This is a genomic window from Caballeronia sp. INDeC2 (assembly GCF_023631325.1).
Taxonomy (GTDB): domain Bacteria; phylum Pseudomonadota; class Gammaproteobacteria; order Burkholderiales; family Burkholderiaceae; genus Caballeronia.
Genome location: NZ_JALQDG010000031.1, coordinates 1 through 19,803, shown reverse-complemented (window position 1 = coordinate 19,803; position 19,803 = coordinate 1). Strand labels below are relative to the sequence as shown.

At 62.4% G+C, this 19,803-nt stretch carries 17 protein-coding genes; 10 read left to right on the top strand and 7 right to left on the bottom strand.

Going from position 1 to position 19,803, the window contains the following annotated elements; all coding sequences use genetic code 11:
- Window positions 1–20 precede the first annotated feature (20 nt).
- The 6 genes from NCS28_RS20330 to NCS28_RS20305 are packed head-to-tail and all read left to right on the top strand — an operon-like array spanning window position 21 to window position 8,255.
- The gene (locus NCS28_RS20330; protein ID WP_250515569.1) at window positions 21–1,148 is read left to right on the top strand and encodes a sugar ABC transporter substrate-binding protein; all 1,128 of its coding nucleotides are present in this window, start codon (window positions 21–23) and stop codon (window positions 1,146–1,148) included.
- Window positions 1,149–1,163: 15 nt separating this feature from the next.
- The gene (locus NCS28_RS20325; RefSeq protein ID WP_250515568.1) at window positions 1,164–2,675 is read left to right on the top strand and encodes a sugar ABC transporter ATP-binding protein; all 1,512 of its coding nucleotides are present in this window, start codon (window positions 1,164–1,166) and stop codon (window positions 2,673–2,675) included.
- Between the two features lie 10 nt (window positions 2,676–2,685).
- Complete coding sequence (locus NCS28_RS20320; protein WP_250515567.1) at window positions 2,686–4,785, top strand: ABC transporter permease; 2,100 nt, start codon at window positions 2,686–2,688, stop codon at window positions 4,783–4,785.
- 26 nt (window positions 4,786–4,811) lie between these two features.
- Entirely contained in the window at window positions 4,812–5,756 is a 945-nt protein-coding gene (locus NCS28_RS20315; protein WP_250515566.1) for a 3-hydroxyacyl-CoA dehydrogenase, read from the top strand.
- Between the two features lie 16 nt (window positions 5,757–5,772).
- Window positions 5,773–6,675, top strand: coding sequence for an SMP-30/gluconolactonase/LRE family protein (locus NCS28_RS20310; protein ID WP_250515565.1), 903 nt, complete (start codon window positions 5,773–5,775; stop codon window positions 6,673–6,675).
- Window positions 6,676–6,725: 50 nt separating this feature from the next.
- On the top strand, window positions 6,726–8,255 hold the full coding sequence (locus NCS28_RS20305) for a class I adenylate-forming enzyme family protein (RefSeq protein WP_250515564.1): 1,530 nt from the start codon (window positions 6,726–6,728) through the stop codon (window positions 8,253–8,255).
- On the opposite strand, the gene NCS28_RS20300 is transcribed toward NCS28_RS20305, so the two are convergent.
- From NCS28_RS20300 to NCS28_RS20285, 4 genes are read right to left on the bottom strand one after another with little or no spacing between them, the layout of a single operon-like run.
- The gene (locus NCS28_RS20300) at window positions 8,248–9,666 is read right to left on the bottom strand and encodes an efflux transporter outer membrane subunit (protein ID WP_250515563.1); all 1,419 of its coding nucleotides are present in this window, start codon (window positions 9,664–9,666) and stop codon (window positions 8,248–8,250) included. The two genes, NCS28_RS20305 and NCS28_RS20300, sit on opposite strands and share 8 nt — an antisense overlap.
- 10 nt (window positions 9,667–9,676) lie before the next feature.
- On the bottom strand, window positions 9,677–10,819 hold the full coding sequence (locus NCS28_RS20295) for an ABC transporter permease (RefSeq protein ID WP_250515562.1): 1,143 nt from the start codon (window positions 10,817–10,819) through the stop codon (window positions 9,677–9,679).
- The gene (locus tag NCS28_RS20290; RefSeq protein WP_250515561.1) at window positions 10,816–11,760 is read right to left on the bottom strand and encodes an ABC transporter ATP-binding protein; all 945 of its coding nucleotides are present in this window, start codon (window positions 11,758–11,760) and stop codon (window positions 10,816–10,818) included. Before NCS28_RS20290 ends, NCS28_RS20295 begins: the two co-directional genes overlap by 4 nt.
- Complete coding sequence (locus tag NCS28_RS20285) at window positions 11,757–12,713, bottom strand: HlyD family secretion protein (protein ID WP_250515560.1); 957 nt, start codon at window positions 12,711–12,713, stop codon at window positions 11,757–11,759. The genes NCS28_RS20290 and NCS28_RS20285 overlap by 4 nt, the downstream gene beginning before the upstream one ends.
- A gap of 211 nt (window positions 12,714–12,924) precedes the next feature.
- Between NCS28_RS20285 and NCS28_RS20280 the strand changes: the two genes are divergently transcribed.
- Window positions 12,925–13,101, top strand: coding sequence for a hypothetical protein (locus tag NCS28_RS20280; RefSeq protein ID WP_250515559.1), 177 nt, complete (start codon window positions 12,925–12,927; stop codon window positions 13,099–13,101).
- Window positions 13,102–13,150: 49 nt separating this feature from the next.
- Here NCS28_RS20280 and NCS28_RS20275 read toward each other — a convergent pair whose 3' ends face one another.
- Both NCS28_RS20275 and NCS28_RS33225 read right to left on the bottom strand, forming a co-directional pair.
- On the bottom strand, window positions 13,151–15,280 hold the full coding sequence (locus NCS28_RS20275; protein WP_250515558.1) for a phosphocholine-specific phospholipase C: 2,130 nt from the start codon (window positions 15,278–15,280) through the stop codon (window positions 13,151–13,153).
- Between the two features lie 35 nt (window positions 15,281–15,315).
- Window positions 15,316–15,447: a hypothetical protein gene (locus NCS28_RS33225; RefSeq protein ID WP_284505307.1), complete on the bottom strand. Its 132-nt coding sequence runs from the start codon at window positions 15,445–15,447 to the stop codon at window positions 15,316–15,318.
- On the opposite strand from NCS28_RS33225, the gene NCS28_RS20270 reads away from it, so the two are divergent.
- On the top strand, window positions 15,446–15,751 hold the full coding sequence (locus NCS28_RS20270) for a hypothetical protein (protein ID WP_250515557.1): 306 nt from the start codon (window positions 15,446–15,448) through the stop codon (window positions 15,749–15,751). The genes NCS28_RS33225 and NCS28_RS20270 overlap by 2 nt on opposite strands.
- 35 nt (window positions 15,752–15,786) lie before the next feature.
- Here the strand turns inward: NCS28_RS20270 and NCS28_RS20265 are convergent, their stop codons facing one another.
- Window positions 15,787–16,167 carry a nuclear transport factor 2 family protein gene (locus NCS28_RS20265; protein ID WP_250515556.1) on the bottom strand — a complete coding sequence of 127 codons (381 nt, stop codon included), beginning with the start codon at window positions 16,165–16,167 and terminating at the stop codon, window positions 15,787–15,789.
- Between the two features lie 234 nt (window positions 16,168–16,401).
- Between NCS28_RS20265 and NCS28_RS20260 the strand changes: the two genes are divergently transcribed.
- Together NCS28_RS20260 and NCS28_RS20255 are read left to right on the top strand one after the other, a co-directional pair.
- The gene (locus NCS28_RS20260) at window positions 16,402–18,789 is read left to right on the top strand and encodes a penicillin acylase family protein (protein ID WP_502801228.1); all 2,388 of its coding nucleotides are present in this window, start codon (window positions 16,402–16,404) and stop codon (window positions 18,787–18,789) included.
- Window positions 18,790–19,158: 369 nt separating this feature from the next.
- On the top strand, window positions 19,159–19,533 hold the full coding sequence (locus tag NCS28_RS20255; RefSeq protein WP_250515554.1) for a DUF4148 domain-containing protein: 375 nt from the start codon (window positions 19,159–19,161) through the stop codon (window positions 19,531–19,533).
- Window positions 19,534–19,803: the final 270 nt, after the last annotated feature.

Sequence of the window (19,803 nt, the reverse complement as noted above, 5' to 3'; positions counted from 1 at the left end):
TACGAAGACCGGAGGAAGACATGAAAGCACTGACGCAGTCGATTCGTCATGCGGGACGGGCCGCGCTCGGCCTCGCGTTCGCGGCGGCGCTCGCCGTCTCGGGCCAGGCGCATGCGGCCGGCAAGTACAAGATTTTCTTGTCGATGAGCTATGTCGGCAACGACTGGCAGACGGAAGCCGCGAACATGGTCAAGGCGATGGCCAATACGCCCGCGCTCAAGGACAAGGTCGATCTCGAAGTGCAGGTCGCGGGCACCGATGCACAGAAGCAGATCCAGCAGATCAATTCGATGGTGCAGGCCGGCGCGAAGGCCATCGTCATCTATCCGATCTCGCCGACGGCGCTCAATCGCGCGATCAAGAATGCGTGCTCGAAGGGCGTCGTCGTCGCGGCGTATGACGGCGAAGTGACCGAGCCATGCGCGCACAACGTGACGATCGATCAGCATCAGGCCGGCACCGTCACCGCCGAATGGCTCGCCAAGACGCTCAACGGCAAGGGCAACGTCGTGATGATCACGGGCGTGCCGGGCACGTCGGTGGACCGCGCGCGCACCGAAGCGGCGAAGGCCGTGTTCGCGAAGTTCCCGGGCATCAAGATCGTCGCGGAAGGCACGGGCATGTGGAGTCAGGCGACCGCGAAGACCGAGCTCTCGAAGATTCTCGCGACGAATAGCTGGGACAAGATCGACGGCCTGTGGATGCAGGTGGGCTGCTTCACGGCGGCGTCGATGCAGCTCGAAGCGGGCATCGCCGACGACAAGATCAAGCCGTGCGCGGGCGAATCGTCGAACGGGCATCGCGTCCAGATGCTGCCGCCGGGTGAAGTGAAGGGGCAGGGCGGCTATCGCTCGATCGGTTATCGCTCGATCTCGTATGGTGCGCCGCCGTACTCGGGCGCGATGGCGCTCAAGATGGCCGTGAAGAAGCTCGATGGCGGCGACTTCCCGCCGCGCGTGACGCTGAAATTGCCGCTCGTGCTGACATCGGAATCGAAGCTGTGCAAGACCGGCAGCATCGACGAACTGAAGGCGGGCTGCACCGCGTTTCCGCCTGACAAGGTGCCGCCGGGCTGGTTCGCGGACATCTATTCGGAAGACACGAAGGAAGTGGGCTTCAATGCGGCCCTGACGGGCAATCAGGACTGAGATCGAGGCATGACGATGAACGACGCATCGCTGGCAATCGATCTGTCGAAGGTGACGAAGCGCTTCGGCGCGACCGTCGCGCTCGACGGCGCGTCGTTCTCGGTGAAACGCGGCGCGGTGCATGCGCTGCTCGGCGAGAACGGCGCGGGCAAGTCCACCACGGTCAAGCTGTTGTCCGGATTGATGCAGCCCGATGCGGGCAGCATCCGCGTGATGGGCCGCGACGTGACGATGCGCAGCCCGAAGGACGCGCATCGCGCGGGCGTGCAGACGGCGTTTCAGGAGATGACGCTCGTGCGCGATCTCACGGTCGCGCAGAACCTGTTGATGTCGTATGAGCCGACGGGTTTTCTCGGGCGCATCAAGAAGCGCGACGCGCAGCGCCAAGCGGCGGAATGGCTCGACAGACTCGAACTGTCCGACGTGCGTCCGGGCGCGTATATCCGCGATCTTTCGTTGCCGGTGCGGCAGAAGATCGAGATTGCGAAGGCGATCGTGCGCGGGCCGAAAGTGCTGCTGCTCGACGAGCCGACTTCGGCGCTCTCGGGACGCGATGTCGCGTGGCTGTCGAGGCGCATCGACGAACTGCGGGTGAGCGACGTGACCTTCGTGTTCATCTCGCATCGCATGCAGGAAGTGCGCGAGTTCTGCGACAGCCTCACGGTGTATCGCAATGGCCGCGACGTGGGCGCATTCGACGCCGCCGATATCTCCGACGACGAAGTGATCCGCCTCGTCATCGGCCGCTCGATGGAGGCGAAGTATCCGCCGAAGGTCGCTTCAGTGAAGCACGACGCGACGCCGGCGATCGAGACGCGCAACGTTCGCGTCGATGGTGTCGTGACCGATTTCGATCTCGTCGTGAAGCCGGGCGAAGTACACGGCATCGCGGCGCTGCAGGGCATGGGCCAACGCGAGCTGTTCGAGGCGCTCTTCGGCGCGACGTATATCGACGATGGCGAAATACGCATCGACGGCAAGCCGGTCACGCTGACCTCGACCGCGGATTCGCTGAAGGCGGGCGTATCGACGAGCTTTCTGCCGGAAGACCGCAAGACCGAAGGCCTGTTCCTGCGTTTGCCCGGCGGCGAGAACGTGTCGTTGCCCGTCATCGGCCGCTATTCGCGCTTCGGCCTCATCGATCGAAAGCGCGAGCAGGCCGCGATACGCCGCTCGCTCGCGCAGATGGACGTGAATCCGCGCGCGCTCTACAAGCCGTGTCTGTCTTTCTCGGGCGGCAATCAGCAGAAGATCGCGATGGCCAAATGGCTGCTCACGCAAAGCCGCGTCTGGCTCATGTTCGATCCGACGCGCGGCATCGACGTCGGCACCAAGCATCAGATCTTCGTATTGATGCGCGCGTTCGCGGCGGCGGGCGGCTCCGTGCTGTTCTATTCGACCGATGTGCCCGAACTCGTCAACGTGTGCGATCGCGTTTCGGTGATGTATCGCGGCCGCAATGTCGGCGAATTGACGGGCGACGCGCTCACCGAAGAGAACGTGATGCGCAAGATGCTTTCCAGTTGAGAGGTTGCTCATGAAGATAGCCGTTGCGTCGCCCGATAGCGAGGTCGTGCGGCCGGGCGCGCGTCTGGGTTGGGGCGCGCGCATTGACCATCATCGCGGGCTCATCATCGCGATCAGCGCGTTGCTAGCGATGCTGGCCGCGTGGGTTTCGCTGTCCGCGACGCCCGTCGGACTGTACGACATCGGTTCGGTCATTTCGAGCGCCACCACGCTCGCGCTTGCGGCGATCGGGCAGACGATCGTCGTGTTGTCGGGCGGCTTCGATCTGTCGGCGTCGGCGGTCGTGTCGCTCGCGAACGTGCTCGCGGTGCGCTTCGTGCAGGGATCGCCCGTCGAACAATGGGCGGGCGCCGCGCTGATTCTTGCGATCGGCGGTGGCATCGGCCTCGTGAACGGCGCGCTGATCGCATGGTTTCGCCTGCAATCGATCGTCGTCACACTCGCGACGATGTTCATGGTGCAAGGCCTCACGCTGCTGATTCAGAACAAGCCGGGCGGCAGCGTCGGCGACCAGTTCGGCGCGCTGCTCACCGCCGATCTCATTCCCGACAAGATGCCGATGTCGGCGGCCTTGCTGATCATCGCGTTGCTGATCTGGTCGTTCATCAAGCGCACGCGCTTCGGTGTGGGGCTTTATGCGCTCGGCAGCGATCCCGACGGCGCGTACGCGAACGGCATGCCGGTCACGCGCTATCGCATCTCGACCTATGCGCTCGCGGGCATGTTCTACGCGGCGGCGGGCTTGTATGTATCGGCGCAGACGGGTTCGGCCGATCCGCTCGTCGGCCGTCCCTTGCTGCTGTCGATGTTCACCGCCGTCGTGCTCGGCGGCACGCTGCTCGGCGGCGGGCGCGGTGGCTGCGTCGGCACCGTGTTCGCCGCGATGACGCTGATGATCACCGTGAACATCCTGCTCGTGCTGAACGTGTCGGCGTTCTTCACGACGATCGCGGAAGCGGTGATCCTGATGCTCGCGGTGCTGGGTTCGTCGATCGGCAAGCAATCGGCGGCGCACGAATGCGCGCGTCACGCCGCGCAGTGGTTCAAGGCGATGCGAACGGGAACGCGCGCACGCGACGACAGAAACGCGCGACGCGTCACGTTCGAAGTCGACGACTTTCGTCCGGTCGAGAACACGGAGTTGAAGGGCCGGCCGATCGCCGACTGGATCGAACGCAATCGCGAATGGGTCAAGTATGTCGTTCCGGCCTATGTGCTGTTCTTCGCGGTGGTGATCATCACGGGCTTCGTCTATGGTCCCGGCGTGCTCGTCAGCGCGAACTTCTACACGAGCCTGCTCACGCTGACCTTGTTTCTCGCGATACTCGGCCTGGGGCAGGGCGCGGTGATTCTCACAGGCGGACTCGACCTTTCGATGCCCTGGCTCATCACGCTATCAGGCGTGCTGTTGACGGGACTCACGCACGGCATGAACGGAGCGGCCGCGTGGGCGGTGCCGGCGGTGCTGCTCGTCGGCTTGGTGGTCGGCGTGTTCAACGGCGTGGGCGTCGTGATGCTCGGCTTGCCGCCCATCGTCGTCACGCTTGCTGCGAACGGCTTGCTGCAAGGCCTCACGTTGATCTATTGCAACGGCTCGCCGCAAGGATGGTCGCCCTCGATGATCAGCGAATTCACCAACGGACGATTCGGTCCGCTCTCGCTCGCGGCATGGAGCGTGCCGGTGTTTCTCGTCGTCGCGTTGCTGCTGCTGCATCGCACGCCGTTCGGGCGGCGCGTGTATGCGGTCGGCAATTCGCCGGTCGCGGCGAAGCTCTCGGGCGTGCGCGTCGGCAGCACGCTGATCGCTGTGTATTGCCTCTCGGGTCTTTGCTCGGCGATCGTCGGCCTGCTGCTCGCGGGGTTCAGCTCGCAAGCATTTCTCGGCATGGGCGATCCGTATCTGTTGCCGTCGATCGCGGTCGTCGTGGTCGGCGGCGCGCTCATCACCGGCGGACGCGGGCACTATCTCGGCGTGTTCGGCGGCGCGCTGCTGCTCACGGCGCTCGGGACCTTGCTCGCGGGAACCACCGTGCCGCCCGCGGTGCGGGACATCATCAACGGACTCGTCGTGCTGGCGGCTGTCATCACGTTGCGGGACAAGAAAGGCTGACCAACTCGAACGAGGAAGAGACACAGATGCAAGCGAAGAACATTGCGGTGATCGGTTCGGGACGCATCGGCCGCGCGTGGGCGATCGTGTTCGCGAAGAGCGGCTTCGACGTGAAGATCCACGATGCATCGAAGGAGATGCTCGCGGGTGCGATTCCGTCGATCCGCAACAGCCTCGAGGATCTCGCGTCATTCGATCTGATCGATGAATCCGTCGATACGATCGTGTCCCGCATCACCGCATGCGAAGGCCTCGCCGATGCCGTCGCCGATGCGAATCTCGTGCAAGAGAACATCGCGGAAGTGGTAGAGGCGAAGCGCGCGCTGTTCGTCGAACTGGACCGTCTGACGGAGCCCGATGCGTTGCTTGCGAGTTCGACTTCGGGGCTGCCCGCATCGACATTCACCGAAGGTATCGCGGGCCGCGCGCGCTGCCTCGTTGCGCATCCGGTGAATCCGCCTTCGCTCGTGCCGCTCGTCGAATTGTGCGGCGCGCCGTGGACCTCGCATGAAACGTTGGAACGCGCCCGCGCCATCTACGAACGAGCGGGACAAAAGCCCGTGACCGTCAGGCGGGAAATATCGGGCTTTCTACTCAATCGCCTGCAAGGCGCGCTGCTCGACGAAGCATTGAGTCTCTATGAACAAGGCTATGCGAGCTCGGCCGATCTCGACACCGTGATCCGCGACGGGCTCGCAATGCGCTGGTCGTTCATGGGCCCGTTCGAAACGATCGATCTCAACGCGCCCGGCGGCGTGGCGGATTACGCGACGCGCTATGGCGGCACGTATCGCACGATCGCATCGGGGCGCAAGCCGTTCGACTGGTCCGACGATACGCTCCACAAGCTCGATACGGAACGCCGCGCCGTGTTGCCGCGCGAAAGCATCGAGGAACGCAGCCGCTGGCGCGATCGCCGTTTGATGGCGTTGCTTGCGCATCGGCGCGATGTCGAGGACGGTGAAGCCTAACCACAAGGAGACGACGATGGCCGAAGTACGCTTGCTGGTCGATGCGAACAATCATCTCGGCGAAGGGCCGCTCTGGGATGTCAAAGAGGAGCGCCTGTACTGGATCGACAGCACGGCTGCGGAGATATATAGCTGCCGCGCCGATGGCAGCGACGTGAAGCGCTTTTTCGTGCCGCGTCATATCGGCTCGATGGCTTTGCGCGAGCAAGGCGGCGCGGTGGTCGCGCTCGCCAACGGCCTGCATTTCTACGACTTCGACGCGCAGACGGTGCAGTTCATCGCCGACCCGGAAAGCGACGATCCCGAGACGCGTTTCAACGACGGCAAGGTGGATCGGCGCGGCCGCTTCGTCGCGGGCACCATGTCTTACGATTTCGATCGATACGACGCCGATCGCGGCCAGCGCTCGACGCGCAGCGGCGGCCTCTATCGACTCGATACGGATGGCAAGGTCACGCGGCTCGACAGCGGCATCAGTTGTTCGAACGGTCCATGCTGGAGCCCCGACAACAAGACGTTCTACTTCACCGACACGTACAGCAAGGAGATGTACGCATACGACTACGACATTGAAACGGGCGCTGCGACGAACAAGCGTTTGTTTGCATCCGCGCATGACATGGCCGGCACGTTCGATGGCGCGACCGTCGACGAAGACGGCTATGTGTGGTCCGCGCTCGTGTTCGGCGGGCGCATCCTGCGCTTCGCGCCCGACGGAAAGCTCGATCGCATCGTGCCGTTCCCGGTGCGCAATCTGACCAGCGTGATGTTCGGCGGGCCGAATCTCGACATCCTTTATGTATCGACGATGGGCCGCCCGATGTGGGGCATTCCGCAGAAAGAGCGCGACAAGGGCGGCTTGTTCGCGGTGACGGGCCTCGGCGTGCGCGGTATTCCCGAGCCACGTTTCGCGGGATGATGCATGAGCGTTATCATTCGGACTTAAGGTCACGGACGGTATCGCTCGACATGGATACGAACAAGCTCATTGCGTCGCTGCCCGCGCGCATCGACGCGATCGTCTCGCGCGGCGCGAAGGCGCATCCCGATCGCATCGCGTTGCATGAGGACGCGCGCACGCTCACGTATGCACAAGTCGACTCAGCCGTCGATGCACTCGCCGCGCGTCTTGCGGCTGCGGGCGTGCGAGGCGGCGATCGCGTGATGCTGATCGGCGAGAACAGCGTCGCGCTCGTCGCATCGCTCTTTGCGGTGAGCCGTCTCGATGCATGGGCGCTCGTCGTGAATGCGCGCCTGTCCGCCGTCGAACTCGATGCGATCCGCGCGCATGCGACGCCGCGCATCGCGCTCTATACCGTCGAAGCATCCGACGATGCCGCGCGTCACGCGCAACGCGATGGCGCTGCGATCGAATCGCTCGAAGCAACGCCGATCGGTGCGTTTGCGCTGAGCGCCATCGATACGGCTTCTGTGCAAGAACCGCACGGCCTTCCATCGGACCAGCAATGCGCCGCGCTTATCTACACGACAGGCACGACAGGCACACCGAAAGGCGTGATGCTGTCGCATCGCAATCTGCTCTTCGTTGCGGCTGTATCGAGCACGTTGCGCCGTGTGAGTTCCGATGATCGCGTCTATGCCGTGCTGCCGATCTCGCATGTGTTCGGTCTTGCGTCCATGTGCCTCGGCTCGCTCTATGCGGGCGCGATGCTGCGGCTCGCGGCGCGCTTCGATGCCGAGCGCGCGGGACACTTGCTCGGCGACGAACGCATGACGATATTTCAGGGCGTGCCCGCGATGCACGCGAAACTGATCGATCATTTCACGCCCCGCGGCGGCCTGAATGCGCCGTCGCTGCGATTTGTCTATTGCGGCGGCTCGCCGCTCGACATGACGCTGAAGACTGCTGCCGAAGCGTTCTACGGTGTGCCCTTGCACAACGGCTACGGCATGACCGAAAGCAGCCCGACGGTGTCCAACACGCTGCTCGATGCGCCAGCGCATGATGCATCAGTCGGTCCGTTGATTCCCGGCGTCGAGGCGCGCATCGTGCCGCTCGCGCAAGAGAGCGAGACCGACGATACCGGCGAATTATGGATACGCGGCCCCAACGTGATGCTCGGCTACTACCGCGATGCGGCGCAGACAGCGGCCACGGTGACGGCGGACGGATGGCTCAAGACCGGCGATCTCGCGCGCTTCGATAACGGCAATCTGTATATCGTCGGACGCAGCAAGGAGCTCATCATCCGTTCGGGCTTCAACGTGTATCCCGCCGAGGTGGAGCAGGCGTTCAACAGTCATCCCGCGGTGCTGCATTCCGCCGTGATCGGGCGACGCGCGCGGGGCAACGAGGACGTGCTCGCGTTTATCGAACTGAGGTCAGGCTGCATGGCGGACGAACGCGAACTCGTGGAATGGGTGAGCGCGCGGCTCGCGCCGTACAAGCGGCCTTCGTCGATCCGCATTCTCGATGCGTTGCCGGTATCGGCGAGCGGCAAGGTGCTCAAGCATCGGCTCGGAACGCTCGCTAATTGATTGCAGCTTTCGTGTCCTCGCCCGCGCCGCCTAGCGACTGGAAGAGTGCGGCTGCGTCGGAAAGGCGATTCGCTCGCGCGAGCGCGTAATCGAGTTGTGTTTGCAGCGCCTCGCGTTGCGTGTCGAGCGAATCGAAGCGGCTTACGCCGCCTGCCGTATAGCGCGCGTTCGTTGTATCGAGATTCGCTTGTGCTTCGCTCGCAGCGATCTGGCGCGCTTGCAATGCATCGCCATCGTTGCGCAATGCGGTCAGGCTATCGGCCACTTGCTGGAGCGCGTCCAGCACGGTTTGTCGATACGCTTGCATGGCCGCATGGTAAGCCGCTTCCGATGAACGCTTCTTCGCGCGCAATTCGCCGCCATGAAAGAGCGGTTGCGTGAGATTCAGACCGGCATTCCACACGTTCAGGCTGTCGAGCATGTCGTGGATGTTCGTGCGCTGGCTTCCCACGCCCGCCGATAGCGAGAACTTCGGATAGAGATCGGCCGTCGCCACGCCGACATTCGCGCTCGCCTGATGCAGCAACGCCTCGGATGCGCGGATGTCGGGACGTTCACGTGCGAGCGTCGAAGGCAGCGTGAGCGGAACGCTGTCGGGCAGATGCAGCGAGTCGAGCGTAATCGCATCGTATTCTGCTTTGGACGGTTCGACGCCGAGCAACACCGCAAGCCGGTGATCGGCCTGATCGCGTTGCGTGACAAGCGATGGCAAGCTTGCGCGCGTTTGCGCGACGAGCGTGTGCTGGCTGCGCACATCGAATTGCGCGACACCGCCCGCCTGCAATCGGCCTTCCATGATGGACAGTTGCCGCATCTGTGCATCGACGAGGCTTTGGGTGAGCGTGATTTGCTGCTGCAATGAAGCGCGCCGTATCGCGGTCGAGACGACGTTGCCCGCGATCGAAAGACGCGCCGCATCGAGTTCGAACGACTGGTAATCCACTTGCGCGCGCAATGCTTCGAGCGCGCGCCGCTCGCCGCCGAAGATATCGAGCGTATACGACACGCTGACCGATGCATCGTAAAGCGTGAACGGCCCAGGGCTCGGAATGGGCACGCCGAACGCGGCGGGATCCACCTTTTGACGCGTGCCGGAGAGCGAGGCGTCGATGGCGGGAAGGTATGTCGCGCCCGCTTGCGCGCGGTAGCCTTCGCGCGCTTGCACGAGCTTCGCACGCGCTTGCTCGAGCGTGGGACTGTCGTTCAATGCGCGATCGACGAGGCGGTTCAGCGCATCGGAGCCGAACTGCGTCCACCAGCGCGGCAATGCGTGATCGATGGCGGGAAAGCTTTGCGCCGCCACGGATGTCTTGACATAGCTTTGCGTGTCGGGCGGCGCTGGCGGGTGAAAGTCGGGGCCGACCGTGCAGCCGCACAACACGAGTGCGGACAGGGATAGAAGCGGTTTCATCGACATCTCCCTAGTCGAGCGTGCGCCGGTAGAAGCGCAACGCAATGCCCATCACGATGACGGTGAAGAGCGCCATCGGCCAGACCGACGGCCACAGGTCCGCCCAGCCGCTGCCCTTGAGCAGAATGCCGCGTATCAGGCGATTGAAGTAAGTGAGCGGCAGAAGATTGCCGATGAACTGCGCCCACGCGGGCATGCCCGCGAAGGGAAACATGAAGCCCGACAGAAGAATGTTCGGCAGGAAGTAGAACATGGTCAGTTGCATCGCCTGAAGCTGATTCTGCGCGAGCGACGACAGCGTGATACCCACCGTCAGATTCGCGGCGATGAAAAGCAGCGCGGCGAGATAGATCGCGAGCGGATTGCCGACGAGCGGCACATGAAATACGAAGCGTGTGGCGAGGAGAATGATCGATGCCTGAATGAGACCGATGAACACGTAGGGCACGATCTTGCCCGTCATCACTTCCACGGGGCGTACGGGTGTCGCGAGCAAGTTCTCCATCGTGCCGCGCTCGCGTTCGCGTGTCATCGCGAGGCCCGTCATCATCACGAGCGTCATCGTGAGGATCACGCCCATCAGGCCCGGCACGACGTTGTATTGCGTGATGCCTTCTGGGTTGTAGAGGTTGTGGACTTGCACGTCGAAAGCGGCAGGCGTTCCATTCAAGCGCGCGAGCGGGCCGGCGAGGTCCTTGCTCGCCACGGATTGCACGAGCGCGGACAGCGAATTGCTCGCCTTGCTGACCGCGTTCGGATCGGTGGCGTCGGCTTCGACGAGCAGCGCGGGCCGCTCGCCGCGCAACAGCTTGCGCGAAAAGTCGGCGGGTATGTTGAGCACGAAAAGCACGCGGCCTTGCGCGAGCGCGCGATGACCGGCGTCGTCGTCGGGCAGCGTGTCGACGATATCGAAGTAGTCGGAGTGCTCCATCGCGGCGATGAAGCTGCGCGAAAACGGGCTTTGATCGCCGACGATCACGGCTGTCGGCAGATGCTTGGGGTCCGTGTTGATCGCATAGCCGAAGAGCGCGAGCTGCACGATCGGCAAGCCGACGATCATGCCGAACGTGATGCGGTCGCGCCGCAGTTGCAGGAACTCCTTCATCACGATGCTCCACCAGCGCGTGATCGAGAAACGGCTGCCGGCCTTCATGACGTCACCTTGAAGTTGTCGGTCGAGCGACTCATCAGATAGATGAAGACGTCTTCAAGCCCGGTTTCGATGCGCTCCGCATGCGTTGCGCCGTCTTTCGTCGCATCACGTACGGCTTGTTCTAGCGCGGCATGATCGCTGCCGCTCACGTGAAGTGCGGAGCCGAACACGACCGTCTGATCGATGCCCGGTGTCTTGCGCAGGCGTTCCGAGAGCGCACTGAGATGCTGACCGTGAATGCTCCACGTCGCGAGATTCTGCGACGCGATGACTTCATTCGCGGTGCCCTGCGCGAGCAGCTTGCCATACGCGATATACGCGAGCTTGTGACAGCGCTCGGCTTCATCCATGTAGTGCGTGCTGACGAGCACGGAGATGCCTTTCGCGGCGAGCCGATGCAGTTCCTCCCAGAAGTCGCGGCGCGCGGTCGGATCGACGCCCGCGGTCGGTTCATCGAGAAGCAACAATTTCGGCTCGTGCAGCATGCATGCGGCAAGCGCGAGGCGTTGCTTCCATCCGCCCGAGAGCGAGCCCGTCAGTTGCTTTGCGCGGCTTTGCAGACCCAGCGCTTCGAGCGCGCGATCCACGGCTTCGCGGCGGTTCTCCATCTGATAGATGCGCGCGACGAAGTCGAGATTCTCGCGGATGGTCAGGTCTTCCCAATACGAAAAGCGCTGCGTCATATAGCCGACGTTGCGCTTGATCTCTTCGCTCTCGCGCACGATGTCGTAACCGAGACACGTGCCGCTGCCGGAATCTGGCGTGAGCAGGCCGCACATCAGGCGGATGGAGGTTGTCTTGCCGCTGCCGTTCGGGCCGAGAAAGCCGAAGATCTCGCCGCGCGCGACCTGCAACGACACATCGTTGACGACGTGCTTGTCGCCGAAACGCTTGTTGAGATTGTGTACGTCGATGACGTAAGGCGTGTCCTGCGCGTTCATTGCAACCTCACCGCGACGGGTTGGCCGGGATGAAGCTTCGCCGCATCGGCCGGTCGAGGATGCGCCTCGATCATGAACACGAGCTTCGAGCGGCTTTCATTGCTATAGATGACGGGCGGCGTGTATTCCGCCTGATTCGACACGTAGGTGATCTTCGCTGGAATGTCCTCCGCGCAGCCGTCGCAATGAATCGATACGGCGCGCCCCGCCGCGAGACCGCCCACTGCGTTCTCCGGCACGAAGAGGCGCACCTTCACGTTCTGCGGCGGCAGCATCTGCACGACGGGCGTGCCCGCCTGCACCCATTCTCCGACGCGATAGAGCGTGTCGTACACGAGCCCTTCAGCCGGCGCCGCGACTCGCTTCTGGTCGACCTTCCATTGAGCCTGGACGACGAACGCCTGCGCCGCGGCCACTTGCGCGCGCTGCGCCTGTATCTGCTGAGGCCGGCCGGGCAAGCGCGCGATGTCGACCTGTTCGGCGAGATCGCGCACTTGCGCTGCGGCGGCATCGGCATTGGCGCGCGAATCGTCGAGTTGGCCTTTGGCGATGCCACCGGCGTTGAACTGCGCTTCGTCGCGGCTCAGTTGCAACGCGGCCTTGCGTGCGTTCGCGCGCGCTTGGGCGAGCTGCGCGCGCACCGAAGCGACCTCCGGCGCGCGCTTACCTGTGAGGATGTCTTCGAGTTGCGACTGCGCGGCAGCGAACTGGCGTTGTGCCTGATCGAGCGCGGCGGTTTCATCGACGGATTCGAGCGCGAACGTGCTCGCGCCCGCTTTGACCGTTTGCCCGCGCGCGACGGACAACGCGGCGAGCTTGCCGGATTGCGACGAACCGAGGTAGACGAATTCCCCCTCGACATAGCCTTGATAGACGTCGTGATCCTGATGAGAACAGGCCGCGAGTACCGTGGCGAAAAGTAAACAGATCGAGATGCCGGTGATGCGGCTCATGGCGCGCTCCGTGATCAGGTCTTTTTCAAGTATTGGTTGGTCTACCAAACAATAAACGAGGCGCGTCGTTGCTGTCAAGCAGAGCGCGTCAAGACAAGGGTACGAGAGGACTGCGCAGAGAAGCTTACTTCTCGCACAATTCATCAGATGTATAGCTGACGAAAGCGTGATCGGGTATCACGTGTGCTTCGCCTTTATGGACGTAGGGCGAATGCAATATGGATACTCTTTGAAGATCGCGCAGGACTGTGGCCTTTTTGGTGGCACTGGAAGGCCATATCAGGAATCAGGAATACAACAGTGTGAGCGGGCCGCTGCAGGCATTAAGAAATTTGCGGAAGTCATCCGCGATGCGGCATTGCAGGAACAGCCGCGGCAGGACGAATGAATGCGCCGCCCCGATTCCTGTCGCGGCGGCGCATTCGGGCCGAAATACTTCAGCTTGCCGATGTCACCGGCGCAATGGCCGCCGGATCGGTGATGCTCGGTCGTCCGGTTTCGACATGGCCGGCGATGCGACGCGAGAAGCTTGCGTCGTCGTGGTCGCTGACGGTCAGGTCGTACCAATGATGACTCGCCGCAAGAATCCACGTTTCCTCGACGGTCGCGCCCGGCGGCACGTTCACCTGACGCGGATGCGCGCCGTAAGCGTTATCGACGACGGATAGCTTCGCATGCGCGTTGCCGTCGTTGACGAAGCGAATCGCGAGGTTGCCGTTCGCGATGTCGTAATGCGTTTTCACTTCGGCTCGCGCGGTGCGCGCGGATTGCTTGTCCGCGGGACGCGAGACGTTGCCCGAATAGTTGCGCACGAAACCATTCGGCCCGTACACGGTGAACGCATACACGCCATTCGTGTCCGTGAGATTGAACGTCTCGCGGGCGGACTTTCCTGCTTCGACGGTATAGCGCCACGGACCATCGGTGCGATTGCCGGAATACACATAAAAGTGCGCGCCCTGGCGGCCCGAATTTGCGAAGTCGATGACAAACTGATTTTGCTTTTCCTTCGCGTGGCCATTCACATGTAACTCATAAGGCAGCGCACGGGCGAAGCGCGGCCCCGATTCCTGTGCATCGATCGGGCCGGGCGTCGTGGGTACGGTCGGCGGCGGTTGCGTCGAGCACTGGTTGTCGGCGATCGTCCGATAGTTGCTCGTATCGGGCAGCGGCGGCATGCGTGAATCGGTGGTGCGGAAATCGAATGCCGAGGTAAGGTCGCCGCACACCGCGCGACGCCACGGCGTGATGTTCGGTTCCATCACGTTGAAGCGCGCTTCGATGAAGCGGATCACGGACGTGTGATCGAAGACCTGCGAGCACACGAAGCCGCCCTTCGTCCACGGCGATACGATCGTCATCGGCACGCGCGGCCCGAGACCGTAAGGCAGATTGTCGACGGTATAACTGCCGCCGCGCGCGGGATTCACGATGTTATGAATCTCGCCGTCCGTCGTCACGGTTGACAGGCCTTGCGCGCGCGAGGTCGGCGGCTGCGGTGGCACCATATGATCGAAGAAGCCGTCGTTCTCGTCGTACATGATGAAGAGCACGGTCTTGCTCCACACCTCGGGATTCGCGGTCAACGCATCGAGCACCTGCGACGTGTATTCCGCGCCATAGGCGGGCGTGTACTTGGGATGCTCGGAGAAGGCAGCGGGGGGACACAGCCACGACACTTGCGGCAGCCGGTTTGCGAGCACATCGGCCTTCAGATCGTCGATCGTGCGTACGGTTTGCGCGCGCTCATAGAGTGGCGTGCCGGGCTTCGCATCGATGAAGTTCGTGAAGTTCTGCAGGATGTTGGTGCCGTAGTTGCCGTTGAGCGGATCGTCGCCGGTGAGGCCTTGCTGATAGATCTGCCACGAAATGCCGGCCTCCTGCAAGCGCTCCGGATACGTGGTCCACGAAAGCAGTTGATAGTTCGGGGGACCGTCGCCATCCACGAAGTCGTTGTTGTCGAGAAGCGGGCCGCCTTTTGTGCCTGTGGGATCGACCATGCCTGACATCAGGTAGGCGCGGTTCGGATGCGTCGGTCCGGGCAGCGAGCAGAAGTAGGCGTCGCAGACAGTGAACGCATCGGCGAGCGCGTAGTGAAACGGAATATCGCTGCGCAAATGGTAGCCCATTGTCATGTCGGTCTTGTTCGCGCACCATTGATCGTAGCGGCCCGCATCGATCGCGGCGTGCGTCTTGTACCAGGAGTGATCGAGATCGCCGACGCATTGCGCGCTCGTCGTCGACGTGTCGAGATGAAACGGCAAGACAGATTTCGTGGGATCTGCCTTCGAAGGCTGAAACCATACGGGCTTGCCGTTGGGCAGCGGGATCGGGAAGCGATCGTTATAGCCGCGCACGCCGCGCATGTGGCCGAAGTAGTGATCGAAGGAGCGATTCTCCTGCATGAACACGACGATATGTTCGATATCCTGAATGCTTCCGGTACGCGATGCGGCCGGGACCGCCAACGCGCGACGAATCGATTCAGGCAACGCGGTGAGCGCGGCGGCGGCACCCGCCGATTGGGCGACAGTTTGCAGGAAACGGCGACGGCTAGGCGATGTCATCGGTTATTTTCCTTGTGCTTGGGGAAAGACTGCGGTCAACGACGCGCGGCGTCGTCGGAATCGGGCGCGTAACTCAGAACGGGTGCGACTTGGTGGCTGTCCGCGTCGAGACTTGCTTGCGCGCTGACGACCGGATCGCTCGCGGGCGCGGGGGATGCCGCGTCCATGTCGAGCGCGGTGTTATCGGAGGCGGCGTTTGCGCTCGATGTCGAACTGGAAGATGCGGCGTCGTCGGGGCCACATGCGCAGAGCGCTAGCAGCAGCGCGGCGATAAGAAGGGAACGGCATGGCATGAGCGGACTCCTCTTGCGTTCGCATGCAATGAAGAAGGCGGACGCAAGTGTGCTGATGCTGCGCGAAAGTTTTGTGAAACGTTTGCGCGAAGTGCGTTCAGCGTTCGATTTCTTTCATTTATATGTGATGATTCGCGTGTTACGAACGCAAATGAAAGAAATATGCATGCGAATTTGAGGTGTGGTGCAACTATTCGGATTCCGAAATCAGGTTTAAACCGAGCCGCCCTCCGGTGCCTCGTGCGGAATCATCCACCCGAAGAAGACTTGGGCTTCGACGAGCTTGCCATCGCGAATCGCGAGAATCTCGGTGTTGCGAAACGCGCTTCCATCTTTCATGCGCAGATCGTAAGTCACGAACACACGGTCTTCGTCGCGTACGAGATGGACGAACGTGAATCTGTCCGTCGTGCGCGAATTCGACCAGCATCGCGAGAAGTAGGTCGCACGGTCCAGACGATTGTCTCGCGGGCTCGTGAAGTGGAAATCGTCCGCGACGAGTGCTTCCATCGCATCACGGTCTTTCGTGACATATGCCTCGTAGACGCGCTTCGCGGTCGAGATCGGATCCGGAGTTTGAGCGGGGGGAGTCATCAGGTATCTCCTTTGCTAAGGCGCGAGCTTCGTCGAACACGCCTTTGCTGCTTCGACGAATGAACGTGCTCTCGATCGACATCTTTCCTCGAATTTGACGCCGTCGAATCAATCGGCCTTTGCGCGTGCTTTGCATTCGCATTACATTGGAGTATCCGCGTGACTCGAATCGACACCCATAAAAATGGAGACGCTACGATGAAGGGAAGGAAGGGACAACGCCTGCTCGCACTGATGATCGGTGCGTCGCTGTTCGGGCAGCTTGCGGCGCAAGTCGCGCTGGCCGGCGTGCCCGCCGACGAAACGATTGCCGTGGCGGGCCTTTCGCAGCCATCGGACATTCTGATCGATCGCTGGGGCGTACCGCACATCTTCGCGGCCAACGACAGCGATGCGTTCTTCGTGCAAGGCTTCAACGCCGCACGCGACCGCATGTTTCAAATCGATCTATGGCGCAGGCGCGGACTCGGCGAACTCTCGGAAGTGTTCGGCCCTGCATACGTGGAGCAGGACAAGGCCACGCGGCTCTTTCTTTATCGCGGCGACATGGCGACCGAATGGCAACGCTATGGTCCCGATGCGAAGCCGGCCGCGACGCGCTTCGCGGCAGGCGTCAACGCGTATATCGACTGGCTTGCAGCGCATCCTGAGCGCATGCCCTACGAATTTCGCAAGATCGGCTATTGGCCGGCGAAATGGAATGCCGACGACGTCGTGCGCATTCGCAGTCACGGCCTCACGAGAAACCTGACGAGCGAAGTCGCGCGTGCGCGTGTCGCGTGCAAGAGTTTGCTCGATGCTGATTCCGTGCGCTTCGGCCTGCAACCGCCGTGGAAGGCCCAGATGCCCGCCGGCCTCGATCCGTGTCTGCCCGATGACGTACTCAAGGTCTTCACGCTCGCGACGCAAGGCGTGCGCGTGACGAAGGAATCGATGAAGAGCGCGGATGCATCGACGACGTTGATCGCCGCAGCCGACAATCCCGAGGAAGTCACCGAAGGCAGCAACAACTGGGTGATCGCGCCGTCGAAGTCGGCGACGGGCCGCGCCATCATGGCGAACGACCCGCACCGCGCGTACGCGGCGCCGAGCCTTCGATACATCCAGCAGATCAGCACGCCGACGCTCGATATCATCGGCGCGGGCGAGCCTTCCGCGCCGGGCATTTCTATCGGGCATAACGGTTCGATCGCTTACGGTCTCACGATCTTCAATATCGATCAGGAAGATCTCTACGTGTATGAGCTGAATCCGGCGAATCCGCGACAGTATCGCTATAAGGGCAAGTGGGAGCCGATGCGCGTCGTGCGCGAACAGATCGCGGTGCGTAGCGCGTCGCCCGTCAGCGCCGATCTGCTGTTCACGCGCCACGGTCCCGTGATCTACACGGAAGAAAGCAGGCATCGCGCATTCGCCGTGCGCACGGCGTGGCTCGCGCCCGGCATGTCGCCGTACTTCGATTCGATGCGTTACATGCGCGCGAAGAATTACGCGCAATTCAAGGCCTCGCTTGCGACGTGGGGCGCGCCGACCGTCAATCAGGTCTACGCCGACACGGAAGGCAACATAGGCTGGGTGCCGAGCGGACTTGCGCCGATACGCCCGAACTGGGATGGCCTCATGCCCGTGCCCGGCGATGGCCGCTATGAATGGGCGGGCTTCTGGCCGCGCGATGCGATGCCGTCGGTCTATAACCCCGCGCAAGGCTATTTCACTACGTCGAATGAAATGAATTTGCCGGCGGGTTATCCGTACGCCGAGCGCAAGCTCGGTTTCGAGTGGACCAACGAGTCGCGACATCAGCGTATCGATGAAGTGTTGAAGTCGCTGCCGAAGGTGTCGATCGAAGACTCGGAGCGCTTGCAGAACGATATCGTTTCGATTCCGGCACGCAGGCTCGTCGCACTGCTCGCGCCGCTCTCGAGCGATGATGAAGACACGCGCGCCGCGCTCGCGATGCTCAAGGGCTGGGACGCGCACATGGGCGCGGATTCACCGCAAGCCGCGCTCGAAGAAGTGTGGCTGTCGCGGCATCTCGGACGCAAATTCAAGGAAGCAGTGTTGCCGAAGAACGCCGCGGCATCGTTCGGCGCGCCCGATACAGCCGTGATGCTCGATACGCTCGAACATCCCGAAGCGCGTTTCGGCGATGACGCTCAGGCCAAGCGCAACGCCGTCTTGCTTTCAAGTCTGCATGACGCCTATGCAGAAACGCGGCATCTGCAAGGCGACGATGCGAGCCAGTGGCAATGGGGCAAGCTGCAGACGAACCTGAACGCGCATCCTTTGGCCGATGTCGTCGATGCGGATATGCGCGCGAAGCTCAATGTCGGGCCGATCGGAAAGGGCGGCAGCGCTTACACGCCGAATCAGTCGACGTATCGCGCGAGCGATTTCCGCGAGACGAATGGACCTTCGTTTCGTCTGGTCGTCGATGTCGGCAACTGGGACGACTCGCGCGCGGTGAATCTGCCTGGCGAGTCGGGCGATCCGGATAGCCCGCATTACCGCGATCTCGCGCAAATGTGGCTCGACGGGCAGTACTTCCCGTTGCTTTATTCGCGCTCGGCCGTCGAAGCCGCGACCGAGAAGCGTGTGCATCTCGTGCCCGACGCGCATTGAGTATCGCGTTCGCACGCGTCATTGTTGCGAGATCGGCAAGGCATCTTCAACGCGAGCAGCGATGATCCGCACGCTGCCTTGCGTCACAATCTAATCGCGGTGGACGGGCGCTGGCTGGCGCCGTGCCGGACTCCTCATCCGGTTCGTCCTCCGCGCCTTCCTCTTCTGTCTCCCCTCCTGATGTTCTTTCGACGGCCTTCGTGCATTGCCGTGGGAATAGATCGCCCTATGCCTGGGTTAACCAATCGAAGCCTCTACGCTTGAAACCTAGGTCGAGTGAGTCGAAGCCGCGCAAGGGCCCTGTGCGTTCGATGAGGTTCGTGGATCGCCCGCGATCCGGTCAACCTTTTCTGTCGGAGTGTGAACATCATGAACGCCATCGCCAAATTCGTCGTGTCCCTCGCCGTGGTCGCTGCGCCCACGCTCGTTTTCGCGCAGAGCCAGAACGGCCCGCTGACGCGCGCACAAGTGAAGGCCGAGCTGGTCCAACTCGAACAGGCCGGCTATTCGCCAGCCACGGGCGAGCAGGCCAACTATCCCGCGGATATTCAGGCCGCGGAAGCGAAGGTCGCCGAACAACAGAAGACCAACGAAACGAACGAAGCATATGGCGGCACGAGTGTCGGCGGCGCGTCTTCCGGTTCCGGCTCGATGCGCGCGCCCATGTCGATGAAGCACGGTTCGATGCGGGCGTCGGATTGCGTCGGGCCTGCGGGATTCTGTACGCCGTTTTTTGGAAGCTGAGTCGTCGGGTGATTATCGAGCGCGAGAAGATCGGTCAAGGCTTTCGCGCTCACGGGCTTTTTGGCGCCTGTTGAGCTCTCGAAAAATAATTTGCGGAAGGGACTTGCGATGACGTCATCGGCCCGTCATAATCTCGTTTCTCTGCTGCTGATGCAGCGACGCAAGACGGTGGTGAGGTAGTGGTCTTGCGATGTGCTCTTTAAAAACTAACAGCCGATAAGTGTGGGCGCTTGATTGCTGGGTGCGGCCGGTTCTTCGGAGCTGGTAATG

Bases quoted from the DNA above. Each gene is read 5' to 3' on its own strand.
- NCS28_RS20275 (WP_250515558.1), bottom strand. From the start codon at position 15,280: ATGACATCGCCTAGCCGTCGCCGTTTCCTGCAAACTGTCGCCCAATCG.
- NCS28_RS20295 (WP_250515562.1), bottom strand. From the start codon at position 10,819: ATGAAGGCCGGCAGCCGTTTCTCGATCACGCGCTGGTGGAGCATCGTG.
- NCS28_RS20265 (WP_250515556.1), bottom strand. From the start codon at position 16,167: ATGACTCCCCCCGCTCAAACTCCGGATCCGATCTCGACCGCGAAGCGC.
- NCS28_RS20330 (WP_250515569.1), top strand. From the start codon at position 21: ATGAAAGCACTGACGCAGTCGATTCGTCATGCGGGACGGGCCGCGCTC.
- NCS28_RS20320 (WP_250515567.1), top strand. From the start codon at position 2,686: ATGAAGATAGCCGTTGCGTCGCCCGATAGCGAGGTCGTGCGGCCGGGC.
- NCS28_RS20305 (WP_250515564.1), top strand. From the start codon at position 6,726: ATGGATACGAACAAGCTCATTGCGTCGCTGCCCGCGCGCATCGACGCG.
- NCS28_RS20310 (WP_250515565.1), top strand. From the start codon at position 5,773: ATGGCCGAAGTACGCTTGCTGGTCGATGCGAACAATCATCTCGGCGAA.
- NCS28_RS20315 (WP_250515566.1), top strand. From the start codon at position 4,812: ATGCAAGCGAAGAACATTGCGGTGATCGGTTCGGGACGCATCGGCCGC.
- NCS28_RS20285 (WP_250515560.1), bottom strand. From the start codon at position 12,713: ATGAGCCGCATCACCGGCATCTCGATCTGTTTACTTTTCGCCACGGTA.
- NCS28_RS20280 (WP_250515559.1), top strand. From the start codon at position 12,925: ATGCAATATGGATACTCTTTGAAGATCGCGCAGGACTGTGGCCTTTTT.
- NCS28_RS20255 (WP_250515554.1), top strand. From the start codon at position 19,159: ATGAACGCCATCGCCAAATTCGTCGTGTCCCTCGCCGTGGTCGCTGCG.
- NCS28_RS20260 (WP_502801228.1), top strand. From the start codon at position 16,402: ATGATCGGTGCGTCGCTGTTCGGGCAGCTTGCGGCGCAAGTCGCGCTG.
- NCS28_RS20300 (WP_250515563.1), bottom strand. From the start codon at position 9,666: ATGAAACCGCTTCTATCCCTGTCCGCACTCGTGTTGTGCGGCTGCACG.
- NCS28_RS20290 (WP_250515561.1), bottom strand. From the start codon at position 11,760: ATGAACGCGCAGGACACGCCTTACGTCATCGACGTACACAATCTCAAC.
- NCS28_RS20325 (WP_250515568.1), top strand. From the start codon at position 1,164: ATGAACGACGCATCGCTGGCAATCGATCTGTCGAAGGTGACGAAGCGC.
- NCS28_RS33225 (WP_284505307.1), bottom strand. From the start codon at position 15,447: ATGGACGCGGCATCCCCCGCGCCCGCGAGCGATCCGGTCGTCAGCGCG.
- NCS28_RS20270 (WP_250515557.1), top strand. From the start codon at position 15,446: ATGTCGAGCGCGGTGTTATCGGAGGCGGCGTTTGCGCTCGATGTCGAA.